The sequence below is a fragment of the Streptomyces sp. UC4497 genome (assembly GCF_054871485.1).
In genome coordinates this window covers 65717-88034 of sequence record NZ_JBTYHB010000016.1, presented here as the reverse complement: position 1 = coordinate 88034, position 22318 = coordinate 65717, and the positions used below count along the sequence as shown (strand labels likewise).

Here is a 22318-nt window from a genome sequence, read left to right as displayed (position 1 = left end):
CGATCGAGGCCAGAAGGGTGACCGGCAGCCGTCAGGGCCTGCCCGCCCGAGCGGCGCTAGGCGCGGCCGGCCGTCTTCTGGGTCTTACGGGTGATCGAGTCGATGACGACCGTGGCGAGGAGCACAGCGCCCGTGATCATGTACTGGATCGGGGTGGCGATGCCCTGGAGCTGGAGGCCGTACTGGATCGACGTGATCACCAGCACACCGAGCAGCGCGTTCCAGGTGCGGCCCCGGCCACCGAAGAGGCTGGTGCCGCCGATGACAGCCGCGGCGATGACGTTCATCAGGAGGTCACCGGCACCGGCACCCTGGTTGGCCGCCGCGATCTTGGAGGCCCAGAAGAGGCCGCCGACCGCCGCGAACAGGCCCGCGAGGGAGAAGACCGAGATCCGGATCGCCGTGACGTTGATACCGGCACGCCGGGAGGCCTCGACGCTGCCGCCGAGCGCGTTGATCTTTCGGCCGTACGAAGTGCGGCGCAGCATGAAGTCGGTGCCGACGAGGACGATGCCGAACAGCAGCACCGCGAGCGGCAGGCCCTTGTACTGGTTGAAGATGATCGCCACGCCGAAGACGGCGATCGCGAGCAGCACCGTGCGCAGCACGATGTCGCTGAGCGGCCGGGACGGGATGCCCGCGGCCTCGCGACGCCGGTTGCCGAGGAAGGTCGGCACGAAGTAGCCGAGGATCGCGACGACGGCGAGACCGTAGGCGGCGGCGACGTCCGAGAAGTAGTACGTGGTGAGCTTGCCGACCACACCGTCGCCGTCGAGGTTGATCGTGCCGTTGGAGCCCAGGATCTGGAGCATGAAGCCGTTCCAGAACAGCAGGCCCGCCAGGGTGACGGCGAACGCCGGGGCGCCGAGCCGTGCGAAGAAGAAGCCGTGCAGGGCTCCGATGACCGCGCCCGCGGCGAGCGAGATCAGGACGGCGAGCCACTCGTTCATGCCGTGCGTGACGCTCAGCACCGCGGTGATCGCCGAGGAGACACCGGAGACGGAGCCGACCGACAGGTCGATCTCGCCGAGCATCAGCACGAAGATGATGCCGACCGACATCATGCCGGTGGCGACCATCGCGACGAAGATGTTGCTGAGGTTCTCCGCGCCCAGGAACGCCGAGTTCATGCTCTGGAAGATCGCGCCGATGACGATCAGGCCGATGACGACCGGGATGGCGCCCAGGTCACCGCCCTTGACCTTGCGCTTGAACTCGCTGATGTAGCCCGCGAAGCCCTGCTCGCGCACGAGGAGGCGGGGGTCGACGGCGGTCACGGCGGCGCCGGCGGCCGCTCCCGGTGCGTCCACGGCGGCCTCGGGCCTGTCGGCCTTGGTGACGCTCACTTCGGGCTTGTTGACGCTCACTTCTGAGCCTCCACGTTCGCGCGTGCCGCACGACGGGTCACGGCGTTGTCCGTGGCGCCGGTGATGGCGGAGATGATCTCTTCCTGGGACGTGCTCTTGACGTCGAACACGCCGTTGTTGCGGCCGAGCCGCAGCACGCCGACCTTGTCGGCGACGGCCTTCACATCGGCCATGTTGTGGCTGATGAGGATGACCGCGTGGCCGCGCTCGCGCAGCCGCTCGACGAGGTCGAGGACCTGGGCGGTCTGCTCGACGCCGAGGGCGGCGGTCGGCTCGTCGAGGATCACCAGCTTGGGCTCGCCGAGCATGGAGCGGGCGATCGCGACGACCTGGCGCTGACCGCCGGAGAGCGAGGCGACCGGGATCCGCACGCTGGGTATCCGGATCGACAGGGTGTCGAGCAGTTCCTGGGCGCGGCGCTCCATCTCGACCTCGTCGAGGATGCCGCGCTTCTTGATCTCGCGGCCCAGGAACAGGTTGCCGACGACATCGATGTTGTCGCACAGCGAGAGGTCCTGATAGACGGTCGCGATGCCCAGGTCCTGGGCATCGTGCGGCCGGTTGACCGCGACGGCCTTGCCGTTCCACTCGATGACACCGTCATCGATGGGATGCACGCCGGCGATCGTCTTGACCAGGGTGGACTTTCCGGCACCGTTGTCGCCGACCAGGGCGACCACCTCACCGGCGTGGACTTCAAGCTCTACGTCGGTGAGCGCCTGCACGGCACCGAATCGCTTGGAGACCCCGCGCAACGCCAGCACGGGCGTAGCGGACACGTGAACCATCTCCTTCACCGCCACAGGTCTGATACCCGGCGGGAGGTTGAACTCAGAAGAATGAGGGGGGTGTTGGTGTTCCGTCCGGCGCCCGGCCGTTGAGCTTTGCGGGGCTGTTGGCGGCGGGGCGCCGGACGTGCATCAGGGGCCCGTCAGGGCCGCAGGGGAAGCTGCTTGGAGCTCCCGGGTTACTTCAGGCCGATCTTGTCGCAGGCCTTCTTGTACTTGGCCGTGCAGATCTCGTCGACCGTGTAGTAACCCTCCTTGATGACCGTGTCCTTGATGTTGTCCTGGGTCAGCGAGACCACCGGGACGATCACGGAGGGGATGCCCTTCTCGGTGCCGCTGTCGACCTTGGTGGTCTCCAGCGAGCTGTCGAGCTTGCCGTCCTTGGCGATCGAGACGGCCATCTTGGCGACGGTCTCGGCCTCCTGCGGGTACGACTTGAAGACCGACATGTACTGGTCGCCGGTCACGATGCGCTGCACGCCGGCAAGCTCGGCGTCCTGGCCCGTGACGGGGGGAAGCTTGGAGACGCCCGCGCCCTTGAGCGCGGTGATGATGCCGCCGGCGAGGCCGTCGTTGGCGGAGTAGACGCCCACGATCTTGTCCTTGCCGAGCGCGGAGATCGCGGCCTCCATGCTGGCGTTGGCGTTCTCCGGCTTCCACTCCTTGGTGTCGTACTCCTTGGCGACCTTCACCTTGCCGTCGAGGACGGAGTGGGCGCCCTTCTTGAAGTCGCCGGCGTTCGGGTCCGTGGCGGCACCGTTCATCATGACGATCTCGTTGCTCGGCTTGGCCTTGTCGCCCAGGGCCTTCAGCAGGGCCTTGCCCTGAACCTTGCCGACCTCCTCGTTGTCGAACGAGGTGTAGGCGGAGATCGGGCCCTCGGCCAGGCGGTCGTACGCGACGACGGGGATGCCCGCGTCCTTGGCCTTCTTCACACCGCCCGCGACGGCCTTGGCGTCGACGGAGTCGAGGATCAGCACGTCCACCTTGTTGGTGATCATCGTGTCGATCTGCTGCGACTGGACGGACGCGTCCTGCTTGGCGTTGAGGTACTGGACCTTGCCCTTGCCATTCGTCAGCTTCTTGACCTGCTGCTCGATGATGGGCTTGTCGAACTTCTCGTAACGCGCGGTCTGGTTCTCCGGAAGGAGCAGGCCTATCTTCAGCGCGTCGGTGTTCTTGGCGGTGGACTTGTCGCCCTCACCACCGGACTCCTTGGCGCTGCCACAGGCGGCGAGGGACGCGGCCATGGCGGTGGCACAGAATGCAACGGCGGCACGACGCATACGCGTGTTCACTTCAGAAACCTCCCTGACGAGGCCGCGTCGTTGCGGCCGAGGTGGCTGGAAGTCAACTCGGCCGCAACCGCAGCGTCAAGGAGTAAATCCTTAACGGGTTGGCAACGGTGTCATGCGTTCTCTAAGTGAAGGCAGGTGTAGCTGCGGGCACAGCACCCGCACCGGACCCGTCCAAAAGCATCGAATCACCCATCTCGCTCAGGGCGAGGGCCAGTGCCCCGAGCACCTCCGCGCGGCCCCCCAACGCCCCTGGGAGGACCGAGAGTTGGCGTCCGGCGCTGGGGATCGCATAGCGCCCCACGGACTCCCTGATGGGCCCCAGGACCAGCTCCCCGGCCTCCGCCAGATCGCCGCCGAGGACGACCCGGCTGGGGTTGAGCAGATTGCAGAGATTCGCGACGCCGGAGCCGATGTGCCGGCCCACGTCCGCGACGACGCGGCGGCAGCCCGGGTCCCCGTCGCGCGCGAGCCGCACGACGCGCTCCATCGTGAGGTCGGTGCCGTGGCTGGACTGGAGCAGCGGCAGCACGTAGCGGGCGGCGGTGAACGTCTCCAGGCAGCCGCGGTTGCCGCAGCGGCACACGGGCCCCGACTCGTCGAGCGTGATGTGCCCGATCTCCCCCGCCGTGCCGCCGGGCCCGCGGTAGATCTTCCCGCTGATCACGAGGCCCGCACCGACACCACTGGCCACCTTGATGTACGCGAGGTCCTTCACGCCCCGGCCGCTGCCCCACACCAGCTCGCCGAGGGCGCCGAGGTTGGCGTCGTTGTCGACGTGCACCGGCACGCCGAGGCGGCGGGCGAGCTCCTCGGCGGGCTTGGTGCCGGACCAGCCCGGCAGGATCGAGGTGGAGCCGAGCGTGCCGCTCTCCACGTCGATCGGGCCCGGCACGCCGAGCCCGACACCGGCGACCTTCGCGCGGTCCACGCCGGTGGCCACGATGAGGCGCTCGACCAGCTCTTCGGCCCGGTCGAAGCCCTGCGCGGCGGAGGCGTCCACGTCGAGCGGCTCGGACTCCTCGGCGAGCACCTGGTGGGCGAGGTTGCCGACCGCCACGCGCAGGTGGGTGTGGCCGAAGTCGACGCCGATCACGATGCCCGCGTCCCCGCTCAGCGAGACGCTGCGGGCCCTGCGGCCCCCGGCCGATGTGGGCGTGACCTCGACGGTTCCGCCGTCCTTCAGCTCCCGGACGATATTGGAGACCGTCGCGGCGGACAGGCCTGTCGTCCTCGCGATCTCGGCCTGCGTGAGCGATCCGGCAAGACGTACGGCACGTACGACCCGCTCGAGATTGGCCCGGTGCAGCGAGGACTGCGACCCCGGAGTCTCCATTGACCCACCCTTAGTCCCTTGGCCCACGTCACCCTATGTGACCAGACCTTGTACAAGTTATGAACTCCAAACTCCGCTGAAGGTGTCTCCGGCGTCAAGCCCTTGACGGAAATAGCTTCTCTCCGCCGTACGCAGGGCTCGGGCCCCGGAGAGTCGTCTCTCCGGGGCCCGACGCCTGTTGCGCGACAGATGGCGTCAGCGGAAGGTGCCCTGCGACACCGAACCGGCGATCCTGCGCTGGAAGATGATGTATACGACCAGTACAGGCACCACCGTGATCACGATCGCCGCGAACAGCGCGCCGTAGTCGATGTCGTACACCTGCGAAGACGCGTAGGCGGCCATCCCCTGGGTCAGCACCCACTTGTCCTGGTCGGTGTTGAGCGCCACCGGCAGCAGGAACTGATTCCACAGTCCCAGGAAATTGAAGATCGCCACCGCGGCCATGCCCGGAGTGGCCATCGGCAGCATCACCTGGAAGAACGCCCGCCATTCACCCGCGCCGTCGATCTGCGCAGCCTCGTAGACGTCATGCGGCAGTGACCGGAAGAACGAGTAGAGGAAGAACACCGTGAACGGCAGCGCGAACGCGACGTAGGTGAGGATCAGTCCCGGCCGGGTGTTCAGCAGCCCGAAGTTCTGGAGCTGGAAGAAGAGCGGCACGATCGCCAGGAAGACCGGGAAGGTCAGTCCGGCCAGCATCAGGTAATAGATCAGCCGGCGTCCAGGGAACTCGAACCGGGCCAGAATGTAGGCGCACATCGCGCCGAGCAGCATCACCAGGAACAGTGCGGAGACAACGACGATCACCGAGTTCAGGAAGAACTTCCCGATGTTCGCGTCGGTCCACGCGTTCACGTAGTTCTCGACCCGCCAGTGGTTCGGCAGGTCGAACGGTGACGACAGGATCTCGCCCGTCGACTTGAACGACGACAGCACCACCCACAGCATGGGCACGATCACGATCACGGACCACAGGATCAGCAGGCCGTGCGAGAGCACCGCGAACCTGCGGTCGCTGCCCGCGACGGCTCTCGTCAGCTTCCGGTCGCTCACCGGCTTCCGGGCGGCGGCTACGGCGCTCACCGGGCACCTCCCTTGGCTCCGGCACGCCGGGACTTCAACCCACGTGCTTTCTCTTTGCCCTCGTTCTCGCCGCCGCCGGTCAGGCGGTTGACGGTGAACACGAGCGCCGCGAACACCAGGGTGACGACGGCGAGGACGATGCCCATCGCGGTGGCGAGGCCGAACTGCTGCTTGGTGAAGGCCATGTGGTACAGCCGCTGACTGATCGTCAGGGTCGAGTTGGCGGGGCCACCGTTCGGCAGCATCGCCTGTACGTAGACGAACGCGTCGAGGGCGGCGATGCCCAGGTAGATGTACGCCGTCTGCACGCTGTCCCGGATCGCCGGCAGGGTGACCGAGATCGTCATCCGGAACCGGCCGGCCCCGTCGATCCTGGCCGCCTCGTACAGCTCGGCGGGGACTCCCTTGATCGCGGCGATGAAGAGCACCGCGTAGAACCCGACGAGCCCCCAGACGAAGACGAACATCAGGGCCGGCATCGCGGTCGACGTCTCGCCCAGCCAGGCGAATTCCTTGAAGTGGTCGAGACCGAGCGAGGTGAGGACACCGTTGACCAGACCGGCGTTCGGGTCGAACATCTGCGCCCAGATCAGGCCGACGATGATCGCCGGCACGACGTACGGGAAGAACGAGATGATCCGGTAGAAGGAGGCGTTCCCGATCCCCCGGACGGGGCCGATGCTGGGTCCGCCCAGGGTGACGGCCACCGCGACCCCGAGGGCGAGGGTCAACGTCACCAACGGGACGACGGCCGCCAGCAGCGCGACGTTGCCCAACGCCTTCAGGAAGACGTCGTCCTGGAAGATCTTGACGAAGTTGTCGAGCCCGACGAAGTCGTAATCCGGGCTGAAACCACGCCAGTTCGTCATTCCCCAGAAGATCGCCTGGGCGAACGGGTACAGGACGAAGAGCACGAAGACGGCCAGTGGGACGCCGAGGAACGCGAGGAAGAACGTCACGCGGTCGAAAGTGAGCTTGCGGCGCTTGGGACGCTCGCCGCGAGCGGCCGACTTTGGCCGGTCGCTCGCGGCTGCGGATTTGGAGATCGTGTCACTCATGGCGGGACTAGCTGATCTTGATCTTGTCGACGGAGTCGTCTTCCCGGACCTTGTCGGAGATCTTCTGCAGGGCGCTGGTCAGGCCCTTGGCGTCGAGGTCGCCGGCGAGGAACGAGTTCCACGGCACCAGTTGGTCGGTGTTCATGCCGTAGGCCTCGACGAACCTCCGCATGTCGTAGATGTTGTCGCCCGCGGCGTCGAGCATCTTCGTCTGGGAGACCAGGGCCGATGAGCCGAAGCCGTCGGCGGGCACAGTGCCCTTGACGACCGTCGGGGCCAGCTTCGTCTTGGAGAAGTTGGCGGCCGCCTTCTCCGACAGCATGGCCCGCAGGACTTCCTTGCCGCCTGCCGGGTTCTTGCCCTGCTTGGGGACGATGAACGGCTCGCCCGAGGCCGCGTGCAGCGTCTCGTAGGGCAGCTTCGGCTTGTCGGTGAGCGTCATCTCCGGGAAGCCGGTCATCTGGAAGTCCTTCTTGGTGGCGTCCTTCATCTCGTTCTCGATCCAGCCACCGGACGGGTAGAGCAGCGCCTTCTGGTCGTTGCTCCAGATCGCCTGCGCCTTCTGGAACTGGGTGCCGGAGCCACCGGGGACGAACATCTTCTCCTTGACCATGGTCTCCATGACCTTGAGCACGCCCTGGATGGCCGGGTGCGACCAGGAGTCCTTCTCCAGGTTCCCCAGAGCGAGCCGGACCTCGTCGCCACCCTCCTTGATCGCCGAGGCGAACAGCATCGTCTGGTAGTACGTGGCGGCTTCCTTGCCGTGGACGAAGAGGTACTTGCCCTTCTTCTTCGCCTTCTGGCCGAGGTCGAGCGCCTCGTCCCAGGTCTTCGGCGGGGTCCAGTTGTTCTCCTCGAACAGCGTCTTCGAGTACCAGACGCCGTACACCGTCATCACGTAGCGGAGCGCGACGAACTTGTCGTTGTACGTCCCGGGTTCCTTGACGCCGGGGTAGACGATGTCGGCGATCTTCTTGCCCTCGTAGGTCTTGGCCTCGAAGAGGTCGTCGAGCTCCTCGAGCTGGTCGAGGATGCCGAGGAACCCGATCTGGTCCTCACCGGAGTTGTCGATGAGGTCCGGCGGGTTGCCGCCGACGAACCGGGGCTGGAGCTCCGGGGCGATGTCGACGACCGGCTTGACCTTGACCTTGGTACCGGCGATCTGGGCCCCGATGACCTTGTTGACGTACTCGACGTAGTCGGTGCCGTAGCCGCCGTCGAAGATGGCCGCCTCGACCGTGGAGTTCTTGTCGACGCCGAACGGGTTCTTGCTGCTCGTCTTGTTCTTCGAGCCGTTGCTGTCACCGTCGTCGCTGGAGGGGGAGCCACACGCAACGGCGAACGAACCCATGGCCGCGGTCGCGATCGCCCCGCGCAGGAGCGTCCGCCTGTCAAGAGAGCCGGCACGAATGGTCATCTCTGCATCCTCACTGAACTGATCGATTGGATCTCTAACGGTTTGCTGCATGTTCGGCTGCCGGGCCAGATTGGCCATGCGCTTGCCGCACTTCTCTGTGAGCGCGTCCTGGTTTCGGTGCCTCAGCGGCACCGATGGTGATCAGCTGAGCGATGTCGGAAAAGGCCTGTAGAGCTGGGTGGTGCCCGCCCGGCAGGACGCACGGCCGGGGTGGTGGCGACAGGTATAGTCCACTCCCTGCGAGGGGGGCAAGATCGAATGCAGGTTTGGGTATCGGTCTTTTCCGAGTTGAGACCTCCCGGAAATACGTCGCACGAGCGACGAACCGAGCTTTCCAACTTCCTTGCATACAAAGGGTGTAACGGAATCCGTCGCGCCGCTTGTGGAATCCCGCGTTTCGACTATCGGTCGTCGCGGGGCGGAAGACTCCGAGTGATCCGGTCGAACAGGTCCGTCAGCGGCTCGCTGACATCCCGGCCGAACTCGGTGAGTCCGTATGTGACTTGGGGCGGGGTCGTCGGTTCGACCTTCCGCCAGACCAGGTCGTCCTTGACCAGTGCGCGCAGGGTCTGGGCGAGCATCTTCTCGCTGACGCCCTGAATGCTGTCGCGCAGCTCGTAGAACCGAAGGTCGTTGCCCCGCAAGGAGATCAGGACCCAGATGCCCCACCGACTGGTCACGTGATCGACCATGTCGCGCGCCGGGCAGTCGGTGTGAAACACCTCATACCGAGCGTCCGCCCCACCCTGTGTCAACTGCACACTTTCCCCCATGTCTTGAGCTTACCTCTGGGTATGTTCTTACGGAAAGTAAGTCCGGGCCCTAGCGTCAATTGCCTTAGCGAACAACGGACTTGGAGCTGGAAATGATCGTGGTAACCGGAGCCACCGGAAATGTGGGAAGGCCCTTGACGCAGGCCCTCGCCGAGGCGGGCGAGCAGGTGACGGCCGTGTCGCGGAACGCGGCGCAGGTGTCGGCGCCGATGCCGGACGGGGTTCGGCACGTGGCGGCCGATCTGGCCGAACCGGCGGGCTTCGCCCCCGCGTTGGACGGGGCGAAGGCGCTGTTCCTTCTGCTCGCCGGCGACCTGCACTCCCCCGAGGCGAGGCCGGCCGACATCGTCGACCTGGCCGTGGCCAACGGGGTGCGCCGGGTCGTCCTGCTGTCCTCGCAGGGTGTGTCGACCAGGCCGCTCGGCCCGACGCGGGTCGCGATGCGCGCCCTTGAGGACTCGTTGCGGGAGTCGGGCCTGGACTGGGCGGTCCTGCGACCGGGCGGTTTCGCCTCCAACGCGCTGGCCTGGGCGGATTCCGTCCGTACGGGAAGGACGGTCGCCGCGCCCTTCGGGGATGTCGGGGTCCCGGTCGTCGATCCGGCGGACATCGCCGAGGTCGCGGCCGCCTGCCTGCTGGACGACCGGCACTCCGGCGGGGTCTACGAACTGACCGGTCCCGAGGTGATCACGCCGCGCGAGCAGGCTGCGGTCATCGCGGCCGCACTCGGCTCGCCGGTACGGTTCCAGGAGCTCACCCGCGACGAGGCCAAGGCAGCGATGACCCGGTTCGTACCGGCGGAGCTCGCCGACGACACGCTGGACATCATCGGCGCCCCGAACCCCGCCGAGCTGCGGATCAGCCCGGACGTGGAACGGGTCACCGGCCGCGCCCCGCGCCCCTTCGGCGACTGGGTCGCCCGCAACCTCGCCGCTTTCCGCTGAGGCGAAGCACACGCACCGGCGCCGCCTACACCGGCGTGCGGTACTCCATCAACAGCAACGCGGAATCGTCGTCCACGCCCGAGTCCGTGTGCGCTTGCACATCGCCGCGCAACCGCACCAGGCAGTCGTCGAGGGACTCTCCGCGCAGCAGCGAGACGCGCTGGACGAGCGGATAGAAGGCGTCCTCCGCGTTCCGCGCCTCGGCGAGCCCGTCGGTGTAGAGGAGCACGCGGTCACCGTCCGCCAGCTCGACGTGGCTCGGCCGCGGCGGGTCCTGCTCCAGCCAGTCGAGGCCGAACGGCAGGGCGGGGCTCGGCGGGTGGGCGAGCTCATGGCTGCCGTCGGCCCGCACGACGAGCGGTGGCGGATGCCCGAAGGAGAGCAGCGTGAGCCGTCCCGACGGGGCGAGTTCGGCGAGGACCGCGGTGACGAACTGCTCGTCGACGCCCCTGCGGCCGAGCGCCCCGGACATCTTGGCGGCGACCTCGTCAAGGTCCGCCGCCTCATGGGCGCTCATCCGGAAGGCGCTGAGCATGATGGTGGCCGTGCGCACGGCGCCGAGCCCCTTGCCCTGTACGTCGCCGATGACGACGCGCACACCGGCGTCGCGCGCCGGGACCGCCTCGTAGAAGTCGCCGCCGATCCGGGCGTCCTCGGTGGCGGAGACGTAGGAGGCGGCGATCCGGGCGGGTGCGGTGTCCTGCGGCACCGGGGCGAGGATGACGCCCTGCACGAACTCGGAGATCCGGCGCTGTCTCGCGGCCCGCCGCTCGTGCTGCACGCGCGCGTGCGCCGCGAAGGCGGAGGCCACGGTCACCAGGGCCACGCTGACGAGAGCCACCACACCGCGCCGGGTGAAGAGCAGGTCGTCGTAGACCGCCACCGCGGCGCACAGCACCAAGGAGACGAGTCCGCAGGTGACGACCTGGCGGGCCGCCGCGCAGCAGGCCGTGAGCGCGGGCCCGACCGCGAACAGGGGCAGCAGGCCGACCTCCGCCCCAAGGACCACGTCGAGCACCGCGACACCGGCCGCGGCCACGAGGCCGGGGCAGAGCGCGGCGGGCCACGCGGGGAGCGCGGGAGCGCGCATGACGCCTCCTGGGGACCTTAAAGCAAAAGGGTTCAAATGGGAGTTTTTACCAAGATTTGCCACTGTACATCGGCGATTCGCCCAGTCGACCGGCGATCACAGCCCGTCGAAAGGGGGCACACACGGCGTGTCGGACCCGCCCTTCCCGCCCGAACCGCCCAAAGGGTTCAACACCCTTGACACCACTGGGGACTTGAGCCCCTACTGGACCCTGTTCACCAACTGACAACGTTGTCCAGTAGCCGGAGGGTGCGCCCTTTATGCGTGGCGATTCCAGACAGCTCAGATCCAGACACAGACTCGGGACCGTGGCCGCGCTCGGCGCGGCCGCACTTGTGCTCACGGCGGCAGGTCAGGGCCTCGGCCCCGCCACCACCGCCCACGCCGCCGAGGGAAAGCCGGAGTTCCGCTCCTCCTTCGAGGCCGGTCAGCCCGCCCCCGACTGGCTGAACACCGTCGAGACCGACGCCGCCGGGAAGAAGCGGGCGAGCGGAGTGGACGGCGCGTACAGCAGCGGCATGCCGGGCAATGTGAACGGCCATGTCACCGATGTCCGGGCCGGCGACGAGAACGCGGGCGGCGGTGAGACCAAGGAGAACCTCGTCGACGGCGAGCCGACGACGAAGTGGCTGTCGTTCAAGCCGACCTCCTGGGTCGAGTACGACCTCGACGAGCCGGTCAAGATCACCAAGTACGCGCTCACCTCGGCCAACGACCACGACGAGCGCGACCCGAAGGACTGGACCCTGAAGGGGTCGACGGACGGCAAGGAGTGGACGACGCTCGACTCCCGCTCCGGCGAGACGTGGGACAAGCGTCAGCAGCTGAAGTCGTACGACATCCAGAGCCCGGCGGAGTACTCCCACTTCCGTATCGAGTTCACGAAGAACAACGGCGCGAGCGACGCGCTGCAGCTCGCCGACTTCCAGCTGTCGACCGGCGACGACTCCACGCCGGCCCCCGAGGACATGCTCTCGCTGGTGGACCGCGGGCCGACGGCCTCGCCGACCGCCAAGGCGGGCGTCGGCTTCACGGGCACGCGCGCGCTGCGCTACGCGGGTACGCACAAGGGAGACGGCCGCGCCTACTCGTACAACAAGGTCTTCGACGTCGATGTGGCGGTGGCCAAGGACACCGAGCTCGCGTACAAGATCTTCCCGTCCATGGCGGACGGCGACCGCGACTACGACGCCACGAACGTCTCCGTCGACCTCGCCTTCACCGACGGCACGTACCTGAGCGACCTCAAGGCGGTCGACTCCTACGGCGGGGCGCTGACCCCGCAGGGACAGGGCGCGGCCAAGCGGCTCTACGTGAACCAGTGGAACGCCGTGAAGTCCGGGATCGGGTCCGTGGCGGCCGGAAAGACGGTCGACCGGGTCCTCGTCGCGTACGACTCCCCGAAGGGGCCGGCGAAGTTCCGCGGGTGGCTCGACGACGTGAGCATCGCCAAGGCCCGACCGGCAAAGCCGAAGGCGCACTTGAGCGACTACGCGTCGACGACCCGCGGCACGAACTCCACCGGCAACTTCTCGCGCGGCAACACCTTCCCGGCGACGGCCGTCCCGCACGGCTTCAACTTCTGGACGCCGGTGACCAACGCGGGCTCGCTGAGCTGGCTGTACGACTATGCGCGCGACAACAACGCGGACAACCTGCCGACGATGGAGGCCTTCGCGGCGAGCCATGAGCCGAGCCCGTGGATGGGCGACCGGCAGACGTTCCAGGTGATGCCGTCGGCGAAGTCGGGCGACGCGCTGGACACCTCGCGCTCCGGCCGCGCGCTGCCGTTCAAGCACGACGACGAGACGGCGACGCCCTCGTACTACGGCGTGAAGTTCCAGAACGGTGTGCGGGCGGAGATGGCGCCGACCGACCACGCGGCGGCGCTCCGCTTCAGCTACCCGGACGACGACGCGAGCGTGGTCTTCGACAACGTCTCCGACCAGGGCGGCCTCACGCTCGACAAGGAGAACGGGGTCGTCACGGGCTACTCGGACGTGAAGTCCGGCCTGTCGGCGGGTGCGACGCGGCTGTTCGTGTACGGCGTCTTCGACAAGCCGGTGAAGGACGCCGACTCGTCCGGTGTGAAGGGCCACTTCACGTTCGACGCGGGCAAGGACCGCACGGTCACCCTGCGCCTCGCGACGTCGCTCATCGGCCTCGACCAGGCGAAGGACAACCTGGCGCAGGAGCTGCCGCAGAAGCGGTCCTTCGCGGACGTGCGGAACGCGGCGCGCGCCCAGTGGGACACGCTGATGAAGAAGGTGGAGGTCGAGGGCGCGACGGACGACCAGCGCACGGCGCTGTACTCCTCGCTGTACCGCCTGTACCTGTACCCCAACTCCGGCTTCGAGAAGGTCCGTTCGCAGGGCGGCAAGGCGACGTACAAGTACGCGTCGCCGTTCTCGCCGATGCCGGGTCCCGACACCCCGACCCACACCGGCGCGAAGATCGTCGAGGGCAAGCCGTACGTCAACAACGGATTCTGGGACACGTATCGGACGACCTGGCCCGCCTACTCGCTGCTGACGCCGAAGAAGGCCGGTGAGCTGGTCGACGGGTTCGTGCAGCAGTACCGGGACGGCGGCTGGACCTCGCGCTGGTCGTCCCCCGGCTACGCGGACCTGATGACCGGCACCTCCTCCGACGTGGCGTTCGCGGACGCCTACGTGAAGGGCGTCGACGACTTCGACGTCGAGTCGGCGTACAAGGCGGCCGTGAAGAACGCGACCGTGGTGGCGCCTTCGGCCGGTGTGGGCCGCAAGGGCATGGAGACGTCGCCCTTCCTCGGCTACACGCCGTCGGAGACGCACGAGGGCATGTCGTGGGCCCTGGAGGGCTATCTCAACGACTACGGCATCGCGGAGATGGGCCAGAAGCTCTACAAGAAGACCGGCGAGAAGCACTACAAGGAGGAGTCGGAGTACTTCCTCAACCGCGCCCGTGACTACGTCAACATGTTCGACGACAAGGCGGCCGGTGGGAGCTCAAGTCCCGGCTTCTTCCAGGGCAAGGGCAGGGACGGCAACTGGCGTGTGAAGTCCGAGGACTTCGACCCGGCGATCTGGGGCTACGACTACACGGAGACCAACGCCTGGGGCTACGCGTTCACCGCCGTCCAGGACAGCCGCGGCCTCGCCAATCTGTACGGCGGCCGGGGCGGTCTCGCCAAGAAGCTCGACACGTACTTCGACACTCCGGAGACCGGCTCCAAGGACGTCGCCGGATCGTACGGCGGGGTCATCCACGAGATGACCGAGGCGCGTGACGTGCGGATGGGCATGTACGGCCACTCGAACCAGGTCGCGCACCACGTCACGTACATGTACGACGCGGCGGGTCAGCCGTGGAAGACGCAGGAGAAGGTCCGCGAGGTCCTCTCCCGCCTCTACACCGGCAGCGAGATCGGGCAGGGCTACCACGGCGACGAGGACAACGGCGAGCAGTCGGCCTGGTACCTGTTCTCCTCGCTGGGCTTCTACCCGCTGGTCATGGGCAGCGGCGAATACGCCATCGGTTCCCCGCAGTTCACGAAGATGACGCTGCACCTGGACGGCGGCAAGGACCTCGTCGTCAAGGCGCCGAAGAACAGCGCGAAGAACATCTACGTGCAGGGCGTGAAGGTCAACGGCCGTACGTGGACGAAGACGTCGCTGCCGCACTCGGCGATCGCCAAGGGCGGCGTCATCGAGTTCGCGATGGGTGACAAGCCGTCGAAGTGGGGCACGGGCGCCGACGCGGCTCCCAAGTCGATCACGAACGACGACGAGGTGCCCTCGCCGCGCTCGGACGCGATCAACGGTTCGGGGCCGCTCTTCGACAACACCTCCGACACGAGCGCGAGTTCGGAGTCGGTGGAGCTGCCGGTGGGCGCGGACGGCGCGAAGGCGGTCCAGTACACGCTGACGTCGGCGGACAAGGCGAAGGCGCCGACCGGCTGGAAGCTGGAGGCGTCGGACGACGGGAAGGACTGGAAGACCGTCGACCGGCGCTCCGGTGAGTCCTTCGCCTGGGACAAGCAGACACGGGCGTTCTCCGTGCCGTCCCCGGCGGCGCACAAGCACTACCGGCTGGTGTTCACCGGCGGGGCGGCGACGGTGGCTGAGGTCGAGCTGCTGTCGTGACGCGGTCCCGGGTGGCGTGCCGCACGCGGCGCGTCACCCGGGGCAGTCGCCCCTGTCGAACGTCCGGTACAGCGACAGCTTGCGGTCGTGCCGCGGGGCGGGGAACTCCACGACCGGGACCGGCTTGCACGTCGACCACCGGTTGTTCGTGCTCTGCCCCGCGAAGCCGTACGTTCCGGTCGCCCCTTGGAGCATGCCGGAGCTGTTGACGGTGGACTGCGACAGCGTCGTGTACAGCTCCTGCTTCGTGGGCAGTTGCTCGGTGTCCTTGTCCTTGTTCATCTCGGCGAAGGTGCGCTTCACCGCCTCGGTGAGCAGCCGGAGGCCGTCGTAGTACGAAGCCGCGTAGCCGTCGTCCAAGGGCTTGTCGCCCAGCGTGTGCGCGGTCTTGAGCTCGTCGAAGCGGTCGAGGAAGTCGTCGATGCCGGCGGGGCGGTCCGCGGAGCCCGCCTTCTCCCAGCGCGGGTCGAAGGAGGCGGCGTCGACGATCGTGGCCTTCGCCTTCTTCAGGTCGCGCTCGACCTCCGGCCTGGTGAGGCTGGGTTCGAGGCCGATGCCGGTCTTCACGATGCGCAGGGGGCCGCCGTGGTTGCAGCTGCCCGCATCGGAGAGGGCGTCGATGAAGCCCGGGAGGTCCTGGTCGCGGCCCGCGAAGAAGACCGTGTCCGTGCGCTCGCTGCAGATCTTGTTGACCGCGTCGACGAAGATGCCCGGCTCGCCCTCGTCGCTGCCGGAGGAGCCGGTGAACAGGGAGGAGCTGGTGGCGAGGCCGTAGTCCTTGCTGAAGCGGCTCTTGAGGGTGTTCGTCAGATCCGCCGAGTACACGTCGCCCGTGTGCCGGTCGAGGAGCAGCAGCCCCTTCTTCTTTCCTTGCGGGTACGTGTCGAGGTAGTGGTCCAGGGCGTTCGCGAACTCCTTGTCGTCCGGCGCGGTCTTGAAGAAGTACTCGAAGTTCATCGACGAGGCGTTGATCACCGGCCCCACCGTGGGGATCTTGCGGGTGCTCAGCTCTTCGAGGGCGTCCTTGGTGTCCGTCTGGCTGCTGGGGATGCCCGTGACGCCGACGAGCGGGTGCTTCGGGTCCGCGGACAGCTCGCCCAGCCTGTCGACCACCGGCCGCCATTGGTCGAGGTGCCGGCCGACCGGCGCGAGCATCAGCTGGACCTGCGGGCCGCCCGCGCCGTCGTTCGCCTCCTTGAGCGCGGCGAGGGAGCCCGCGAGGGCGCGGCGGATCATGTCGGCGGTCATCGCGCTCGTGTCCCCCGAGGTGAAGGACATCATCAGGGCGACGCGGACGTAGGGGGTGCCGCTCTCCGATGCGACCTGGTCGTTCTCGTCAGCGATGGCGTCGAGGAGCGAGTCGATGCCCTCGTCCGCCTCGAAGGACTGGGTGGTCACGCCGATGCACTGCCCGTTGATGTCGCTCAGCCCGTCGTCGCACCTGCGCAGCAGCTTCGAGCCGCCGTAGATCCCGCCCGCCACGAGCGCGAGCACGACGAACACCGCGACGCACCAGTCCAGCGGACCCCACTCCCTGATCCTGCTGCCGAACATCAGCCTCCCTCCCCGGAGTTGGTGCTTGCGGGAACGGGCAGTTCCTGCCTCTTGCGGGCGGCCGTCGGCCAGTCGCGGGCCGCCTGGCCGAGGGCCGCGTACCAGGTGGGGTGGCGGCGGGCGAGGAAGCCGAGCTCCTCCCCCACGGCCCTGCACATCCGGTCGGCGTCCGGGTCGAGGGCGGCGTCGGCGTACGGCTCGGAGAGGTACCACAGGGCGTGCAGCAGGCGGTTGATGCTGCGTCCCGAGGGGTCGAGGCGTGCGTAGCGGGCCGCGTGCTCGCCGTCGGCGATCTCGACGCGCTGGTCGCGCCAGGTGTCGTCGGCGGGCGGCACGGGGGCGCTCGCGCAGCGCTGGAGGCACAGCAGCCAGTGCTCGACGCTCTGTTCGGCCTCCTCCGCGTCGAACTCGTCGGCGAGCATCGCGACGACCTGTTGCGGGTTCCCGGCGGCGAGGTTGTGGCGCAGCGCGTCGGCCTCCTCCGTCTCGGCGCGCTGGACGTGGTGGAGGTGGAGGAAGGCGTGCACGGAGCGCCAGCTGTGCGGTTCGTCGCCCGGCGGCAGGGTGCGCCGCGCCTCGTGGACGAGGAGGGTGCGCAGCAGCCCGCTGGTGACCAGCGGGCCGTCGGCGGCCGGGAGTTCCTGCCATTTGCGCTCGACGAGGTACTGCGCGGCGGCCGTGGCGGGCAGCTGCTCGGGCCCGACGAGGCCGAGGTCCTGGGCGAGCGCCTCGGCCGCCTTGGAGTCCCGGGCGAGGCAGAGCTTGACGAGGCGGTCGCGCTGTCTGCGGTCGGGCAGCAGGTCCCGCAGCAGCACCTCGGTGACGGCGCGGCCGCCCTCGACGCGCAGGTCGAGCAGGTCGCGCGGGACGACGGTGCGGTTCTGCTTGGCGGTCTCGACGGCGGCGTCGGCGAGGACGGTGCTGGCCGAGGGGTGGCCGCCGGTGAGCGCGTGGAGCGCGGAGGCGAGGTGCGGGTGGAGCAGGCGCGAGGACGCCCGGTCGAGCATGGACAGGATGTCGTCCCTGGTCAGCGGGGTGAGCGGGAGGACGAGGAGGCCCTCGGACGGCTCGTGTCCCGTCCGCTTCCACAGGGTGGCGGCGTGTCCGGGGCGTCTGACGCCGCCGGGCGGCAGCAGGTCGACGAGTTCCCGGCGTACGGCGTGCGGTGCGTCCTCGTGCGGCAGGTCGCCGAGCCGGGTGGCGACGACGACGGTCCGGTCGTCGTACTTGCGCTCCCCCAGGGCCCGCTGCTCCAGGAGGAGTTCCAGGAAGCGGGAGCCCGCGGGGGTGTGCGCCTCGTCGAGCAGGATCAGCGGCCAGGGCTCACGGTTGAGCCGGCGTACCAGGCCGTGGGCATGGGCCAGCTCCTCCAGGAAGGCGGCGGTCAGGGCCTGTTCCGCCGCGTGGAGGTAGTCGCCGCCGCGGTGGAAGCGGCGGGACAGCAGCCACAGCGGGTCCTCCACGGCGATGGTGCCGTCGGGCGTGGTGTGCCGCTTGCGGAACCAGGTGCGGGCCGGGTCGAGGGGCATCCTGGTGGCGAGCTGGCGCAGCACGGCGGCGGTGACGGGCTGCGTGCCGTCCGGGTCGTCGGGGTCGCCGTCGCGGGCGGCGGCCCGGGTGAGCGAGGTCTCGACCGAGGTGGCCCAGTCGCGGGCGACCTCGCGTTCGGAGCCGCGCGCGAGGTTGCTCGCGATGAGCATCCGGGCGTGCCGGCGGCACACCTCGTCGCGCTCGTCCGTCTGCCCCACGTGCCAGCCGGACACGGCGAACAGGGCGGGCAGCAGCGTCCGGAAGATGCCGTACGTGGGGGTGAGCGCGCACACGAGGCGCTCCAGGATCTCGGCGGGCGACCCGGCGGTCTGCGGCGGCACGCTGCCTTCGGGGACCTCCTCGGTGAGGCCGGCCGCGACCGAGCCCGGCACGACGGCGCGCACATGGGCGAGCGGGAGGCGGCCCCGGTAGCCACGGGCGAGGGCGTCGAGGAGGACGCTGCGTCCGGTGCCGTGCTCGCCGGTGAGCAGCACGACGGGCACGCCGGATCCGAACTCCCGCTTCACGCGGGCACGTTCGTGGAAGGCGAGCCCGGTGAGCGAGGGGACGAGCGATCCCACCAGGGGTTCACGCCCGTACAGAAAGGGCGCCTTGGGCCGGGCCATCTTCGGCTGTCCTGCTTCCCTAGGGATCGTCAACTTCTGCGTGAACCCTAGAACTTACCGTTGGTGCCGATCTCCTGCCAGATGGTCCGCACGGCCGCGCGCCCGTTCACGGTTGCGGATAAATCTCCAGCTCGGCGCCCTCGGGCAGCTCCTCGACGCCCTGGACGACGCCGCCCGGATAGGCGATCCGGACCTTGCGCAGCGACGCGATCCCCTTGAGCGGGGAGAGGTCGACGTCGCCGCCCTGCGTCACATGCAGCTCCTCAAGTCCTTGCAGTCGGCGGGACATGCGCCGCAGTTGCAGCGGGGTGCCCTGCTGGGCGTAGACGTAGAGCTTGGTCAACTGCGGGATCTGGCTGGTCGGGTTGAACAGGAGGGTGCTGAGCTGTTCGGCCGAGACGCAGAGCGTGCGCAGTTCGGGCAGCCGGCCGAGGAGTGCGCCCCAGCCGTCGGGGAGCAGCCGGCTGCTCGCGTCCTGGAGGCGCAGCTCCTCCAGGGCGACGCACCGGGTGATATCCGAGAGGTCGGAGGTGCCGGGCGGCAGCGACAGCGTCTTGAGCCGGCCGGGCCTCGGCAGTTCGGCGACGCCGCGCCAGGGGACGCCCGCGCCGATGTGCAGGACTTCGAGGCGCGCGCACTGGTCGAGCTGCTCCAGCGGCTCGAACTGCGGCACGTTCTCCAGGTGGAGGCTGCGGAGCCGAGGGAGGCCGGTGAGCGGCCCCGGGTCCTTGACGTTGCGGCAGCCCTGGAGGGTGAGGCTCTCCAGGTGCTGGAAGTCGTGGAGGAGCGAGAGGTCGTCGATCTGGAGCGCCCCGCGCAGCCGCAGCTCGCGCAGGTGTTCCGGGGACAGGGCGGCGCGTACGGCGTCGGGGGCGAAGTCGCCGTGGATGCCGACGCGCTCGCATCCCGGCAGCCGGGACAGGGCGTCGAGTTCGGCCTGGGAGCGGACGGTGACGGGCTCGCCGGGCGCGGCTTCGAGGAGCGGGGCGATGATCTCGCGGGCGTACGTCTCGGTGTCGAAGCGGTCCCAGTGGCCGAGGAGTTGGGCGCGCACGGTGGACTGGGAGGTGGTGAGGAACTCGCGCAGCCGCGGGATGGCGGCGTCGCCGCCGATCTGGCAGATGGCGTGCGCGGTCGCCAGCTCGGCGTCCCCGTCGAGTTCGTCGGCCCTCGGGAGCAGCCCGAGCAGCAGCGGTCCCGTACGCGCGAGGACGCGGGCCTGGCGCAGGCTGCGCGGCGGGAGCATGCTCGCGGCCTCGGCCTCGATGGTCTGGCGCACGGCGGGTTCGAGCCGCGTGGCCTGTTCGAGCGAGGCGAGCGCCAGGAGGCGGATCCTGGCCTGGACGGTGACGTCCTTCTCGCGCTTTCCGCGGTCGCTGAGGCGCATCAGCAGGTCGGCCCGCCCATTGTGATCGGCTTGCGCGACAGCCATCTGCACCACGTCCTCCCACTGGTCCATGTGAGCGTGTTTCACCAGCATGCCGAAGTCACGGTCCTCAAGAACAGCCTTGGCACCCAGGTAGTCCTGAAACGTACGATGAATGAAGTCAACGGCACCCGGAGCGGGCTCGCGGAGCAGTCCGGATCGCTCAAGCAGATACTCCAGCGCGTGCTCGGGCCCGCCGAGCCGTTCGAGACTCGGCACCTGCGGCTGGAGTCTGCTCAGCTCATGGATGGCGTCGTCGCGCTCCATCTGCGTGTCGTCGTTGCGGATCAGCCGGTACGCGAGCCGTTTGAGCGGCTCGGTCGCGGATTCCTCGTCGAGCCGGGGCCGGTCGTCGCCCCGCCCGTACAGGTCCCGCTCCACGTCGCGCCGCTCAAGCAGCATGGACAGGGCGGCCCGGTAGAGCGAGGCCCGTCCGTTCGGCAGGAAGCCCCGGCGTTCGCGGTGCAGGGCGCAAATGAGGCTGCACATCAGGGGGTTGGTGGCGAGGCGGCTCAGTTCGGGGTTGGAGCGCAGGGATTCGACGAGCTCCTCGCCGAGGCCTTCGCGCGCGCCGGCCGCGATGTGCCACCGCGCGATGAAGCGGCGCAGGTCGGCCGGGCTGAGCGGGTTGAGGCTCAGCTCGTGGAAGCCCTCGCCGCGCAGCCAGCCAGGTTCGAGTGCGGAGGGCCGGGTGGTGCACAGCCACAGGTTGCCCGGGAACTGCTGCACGAGGTCGCGCAGCCACTGGCGGGCGCGCCGCCGGTCGGCCTTGGGGATCTCGTCGAGACCGTCGACGAGCAGCACCCCGCGGCCGTTGCGCAGGACGCGGACGACCCAGCCGTCGGGTTCGCTGCCGCTGAGGCCGCAGCGCATCCACTCCAGGAACTCTTCCGGCAGCGGGAGTTCGGACCCTTGGCGGGCGAGGGTGCGCAGCGGCAGCACGAACGGGACGCGCCCGATCAGCTGCGGCAGCGCGACCGGCACGGCTTCCTGGCGTGCGGTGGTCAGGGCGAGCCACTGTACGAGCGTCGTCTTGCCGGTGCCGGCGAGGCCGTGCAGCAGGACCTTGCCGCGCCCGGCGAGCGCGGTCTCGACGCTCTCCTCGGGCACGGTCTCGTAGTCGCCGTCCTCCTCCGCGGCCACGATCGGTACGGCGGTGAGGCTCAAGTAGGCGTCGTCCAGCGGCCATTCGGGTCCGGCGGGGTCGCGCAGGTCGACGCCGTAGATGGTGAGCCGACCGTGCTTCCCGACGACGTAGTCGGCGTAACTCTCCTCGAAGCGGATGTCGGCGGCCTGGTGGTCCTCACCGGAGACGGTCCGCAGCACGCGCTCCAACAGCTCCTTCTGTTCGCGGAGTTGGCGAAAGTTCGACAACTGGGCGCGGGCCTCGAAGCCGGGGCGTTCGGTGAAGAACCGTACGAGGTGCACGCAGGCGGTGACGAGCAGCGCGTCGTGGAAGCGGGCCGCGTCCGCGGTGAGCAGCCCCTTGATGTCCGCCTCCGCCGCGCTGGACAGCGTGGCGGCCAGCTCCTCGGGTCCGAGCACCACCACGTCGACGTCGTTCATGTCGAGTTGTCCGAGCGCGAAGAGCGTACGGGTGAGGGCCTGGCCCACCGCGTCGTGCTCGTCGTCGGGCAGCCGGGCCTCGTGCGGCGGCGCGGCCCGCACGGCGCGGCGCACCAGCTCTCGCGACAGCCGGTGCATGTCGTCACGGCTGAGAGCGGGGTGATCGCCGACGAAGGACAGCAACGACCGTACGCGGACGGGCTTTTCACCGGGGAACTCGGCTCCCGCCACCTTCGCCGGAGGCAGCACGAACCGCTTCAGCAGCGGCACCACCACCGAGGACGCGAGCTTCAGCCCCATTGCGCCCAGTTCCACTGCTCACCCCCGTCGCCCAC

At 68.8% G+C, this 22318-nt stretch carries 14 protein-coding genes; 2 read left to right on the top strand and 12 right to left on the bottom strand.

Features of this window, described 5'->3' with window-relative positions; genetic code table 11:
- Window positions 1–56: 56 nt before the first annotated feature.
- The 8 genes from ACYSUO_RS22885 to ACYSUO_RS22850 form a co-directional block, all read right to left on the bottom strand.
- Window positions 57–1346: a sugar ABC transporter permease gene (locus ACYSUO_RS22885; RefSeq protein WP_461778149.1), complete on the bottom strand. Its 1290-nt coding sequence runs from the start codon at window positions 1344–1346 to the stop codon at window positions 57–59.
- A gap of 17 nt (window positions 1347–1363) precedes the next feature.
- Window positions 1364–2155 (bottom strand): ATP-binding cassette domain-containing protein, encoded by a 792-nt coding sequence (locus ACYSUO_RS22880; RefSeq protein ID WP_461778148.1) that lies wholly within the window; start codon window positions 2153–2155, stop codon window positions 1364–1366.
- Between the two features lie 179 nt (window positions 2156–2334).
- Window positions 2335–3441 (bottom strand): ABC transporter substrate-binding protein, encoded by a 1107-nt coding sequence (locus tag ACYSUO_RS22875; protein ID WP_461778147.1) that lies wholly within the window; start codon window positions 3439–3441, stop codon window positions 2335–2337.
- A 133-nt stretch (window positions 3442–3574) separates the two neighbouring features.
- A complete protein-coding gene (locus tag ACYSUO_RS22870; RefSeq protein ID WP_461778080.1) occupies window positions 3575–4786 on the bottom strand; it encodes an ROK family transcriptional regulator in 1212 nt (403 codons plus the stop codon).
- A gap of 195 nt (window positions 4787–4981) precedes the next feature.
- Window positions 4982–5872, bottom strand: coding sequence for a carbohydrate ABC transporter permease (locus tag ACYSUO_RS22865; RefSeq protein ID WP_461778079.1), 891 nt, complete (start codon window positions 5870–5872; stop codon window positions 4982–4984).
- Complete coding sequence (locus tag ACYSUO_RS22860; RefSeq protein ID WP_461778078.1) at window positions 5869–6930, bottom strand: carbohydrate ABC transporter permease; 1062 nt, start codon at window positions 6928–6930, stop codon at window positions 5869–5871. The genes ACYSUO_RS22865 and ACYSUO_RS22860 overlap by 4 nt, the downstream gene beginning before the upstream one ends.
- A 7-nt stretch (window positions 6931–6937) precedes the next feature.
- Window positions 6938–8347, bottom strand: a complete 1410-nt coding sequence (gene ngcE, locus ACYSUO_RS22855; protein ID WP_461778077.1) for an N-acetylglucosamine/diacetylchitobiose ABC transporter substrate-binding protein — start codon at window positions 8345–8347, stop codon at window positions 6938–6940.
- A 401-nt stretch (window positions 8348–8748) separates the two neighbouring features.
- Window positions 8749–9120, bottom strand: coding sequence for a winged helix-turn-helix transcriptional regulator (locus ACYSUO_RS22850; protein WP_461778076.1), 372 nt, complete (start codon window positions 9118–9120; stop codon window positions 8749–8751).
- Window positions 9121–9212: 92 nt separating this feature from the next.
- On the opposite strand from ACYSUO_RS22850, the gene ACYSUO_RS22845 reads away from it, so the two are divergent.
- Window positions 9213–10064 (top strand): SDR family oxidoreductase, encoded by an 852-nt coding sequence (locus ACYSUO_RS22845; RefSeq protein WP_461778075.1) that lies wholly within the window; start codon window positions 9213–9215, stop codon window positions 10062–10064.
- Between the two features lie 25 nt (window positions 10065–10089).
- On the opposite strand, the gene ACYSUO_RS22840 is transcribed toward ACYSUO_RS22845, so the two are convergent.
- The gene (locus ACYSUO_RS22840; RefSeq protein ID WP_461778074.1) at window positions 10090–11154 is read right to left on the bottom strand and encodes a PP2C family protein-serine/threonine phosphatase; all 1065 of its coding nucleotides are present in this window, start codon (window positions 11152–11154) and stop codon (window positions 10090–10092) included.
- A gap of 260 nt (window positions 11155–11414) precedes the next feature.
- Between ACYSUO_RS22840 and ACYSUO_RS22835 the strand changes: the two genes are divergently transcribed.
- Window positions 11415–15281 carry a GH92 family glycosyl hydrolase gene (locus ACYSUO_RS22835; protein ID WP_461778073.1) on the top strand — a complete coding sequence of 1289 codons (3867 nt, stop codon included), beginning with the start codon at window positions 11415–11417 and terminating at the stop codon, window positions 15279–15281.
- Between the two features lie 33 nt (window positions 15282–15314).
- Here the strand turns inward: ACYSUO_RS22835 and ACYSUO_RS22830 are convergent, their stop codons facing one another.
- The 3 genes from ACYSUO_RS22830 to ACYSUO_RS22820 form a co-directional block, all read right to left on the bottom strand.
- Complete coding sequence (locus ACYSUO_RS22830; protein ID WP_461778072.1) at window positions 15315–16835, bottom strand: ABC transporter substrate-binding protein; 1521 nt, start codon at window positions 16833–16835, stop codon at window positions 15315–15317.
- Window positions 16835–18991 (bottom strand): ATP-binding protein, encoded by a 2157-nt coding sequence (locus tag ACYSUO_RS22825; RefSeq protein ID WP_461778071.1) that lies wholly within the window; start codon window positions 18989–18991, stop codon window positions 16835–16837. Before ACYSUO_RS22825 ends, ACYSUO_RS22830 begins: the two co-directional genes overlap by 1 nt.
- A 106-nt stretch (window positions 18992–19097) precedes the next feature.
- Complete coding sequence (locus ACYSUO_RS22820; RefSeq protein WP_461778070.1) at window positions 19098–22283, bottom strand: NACHT domain-containing protein; 3186 nt, start codon at window positions 22281–22283, stop codon at window positions 19098–19100.
- Window positions 22284–22318 lie beyond the last annotated feature (35 nt).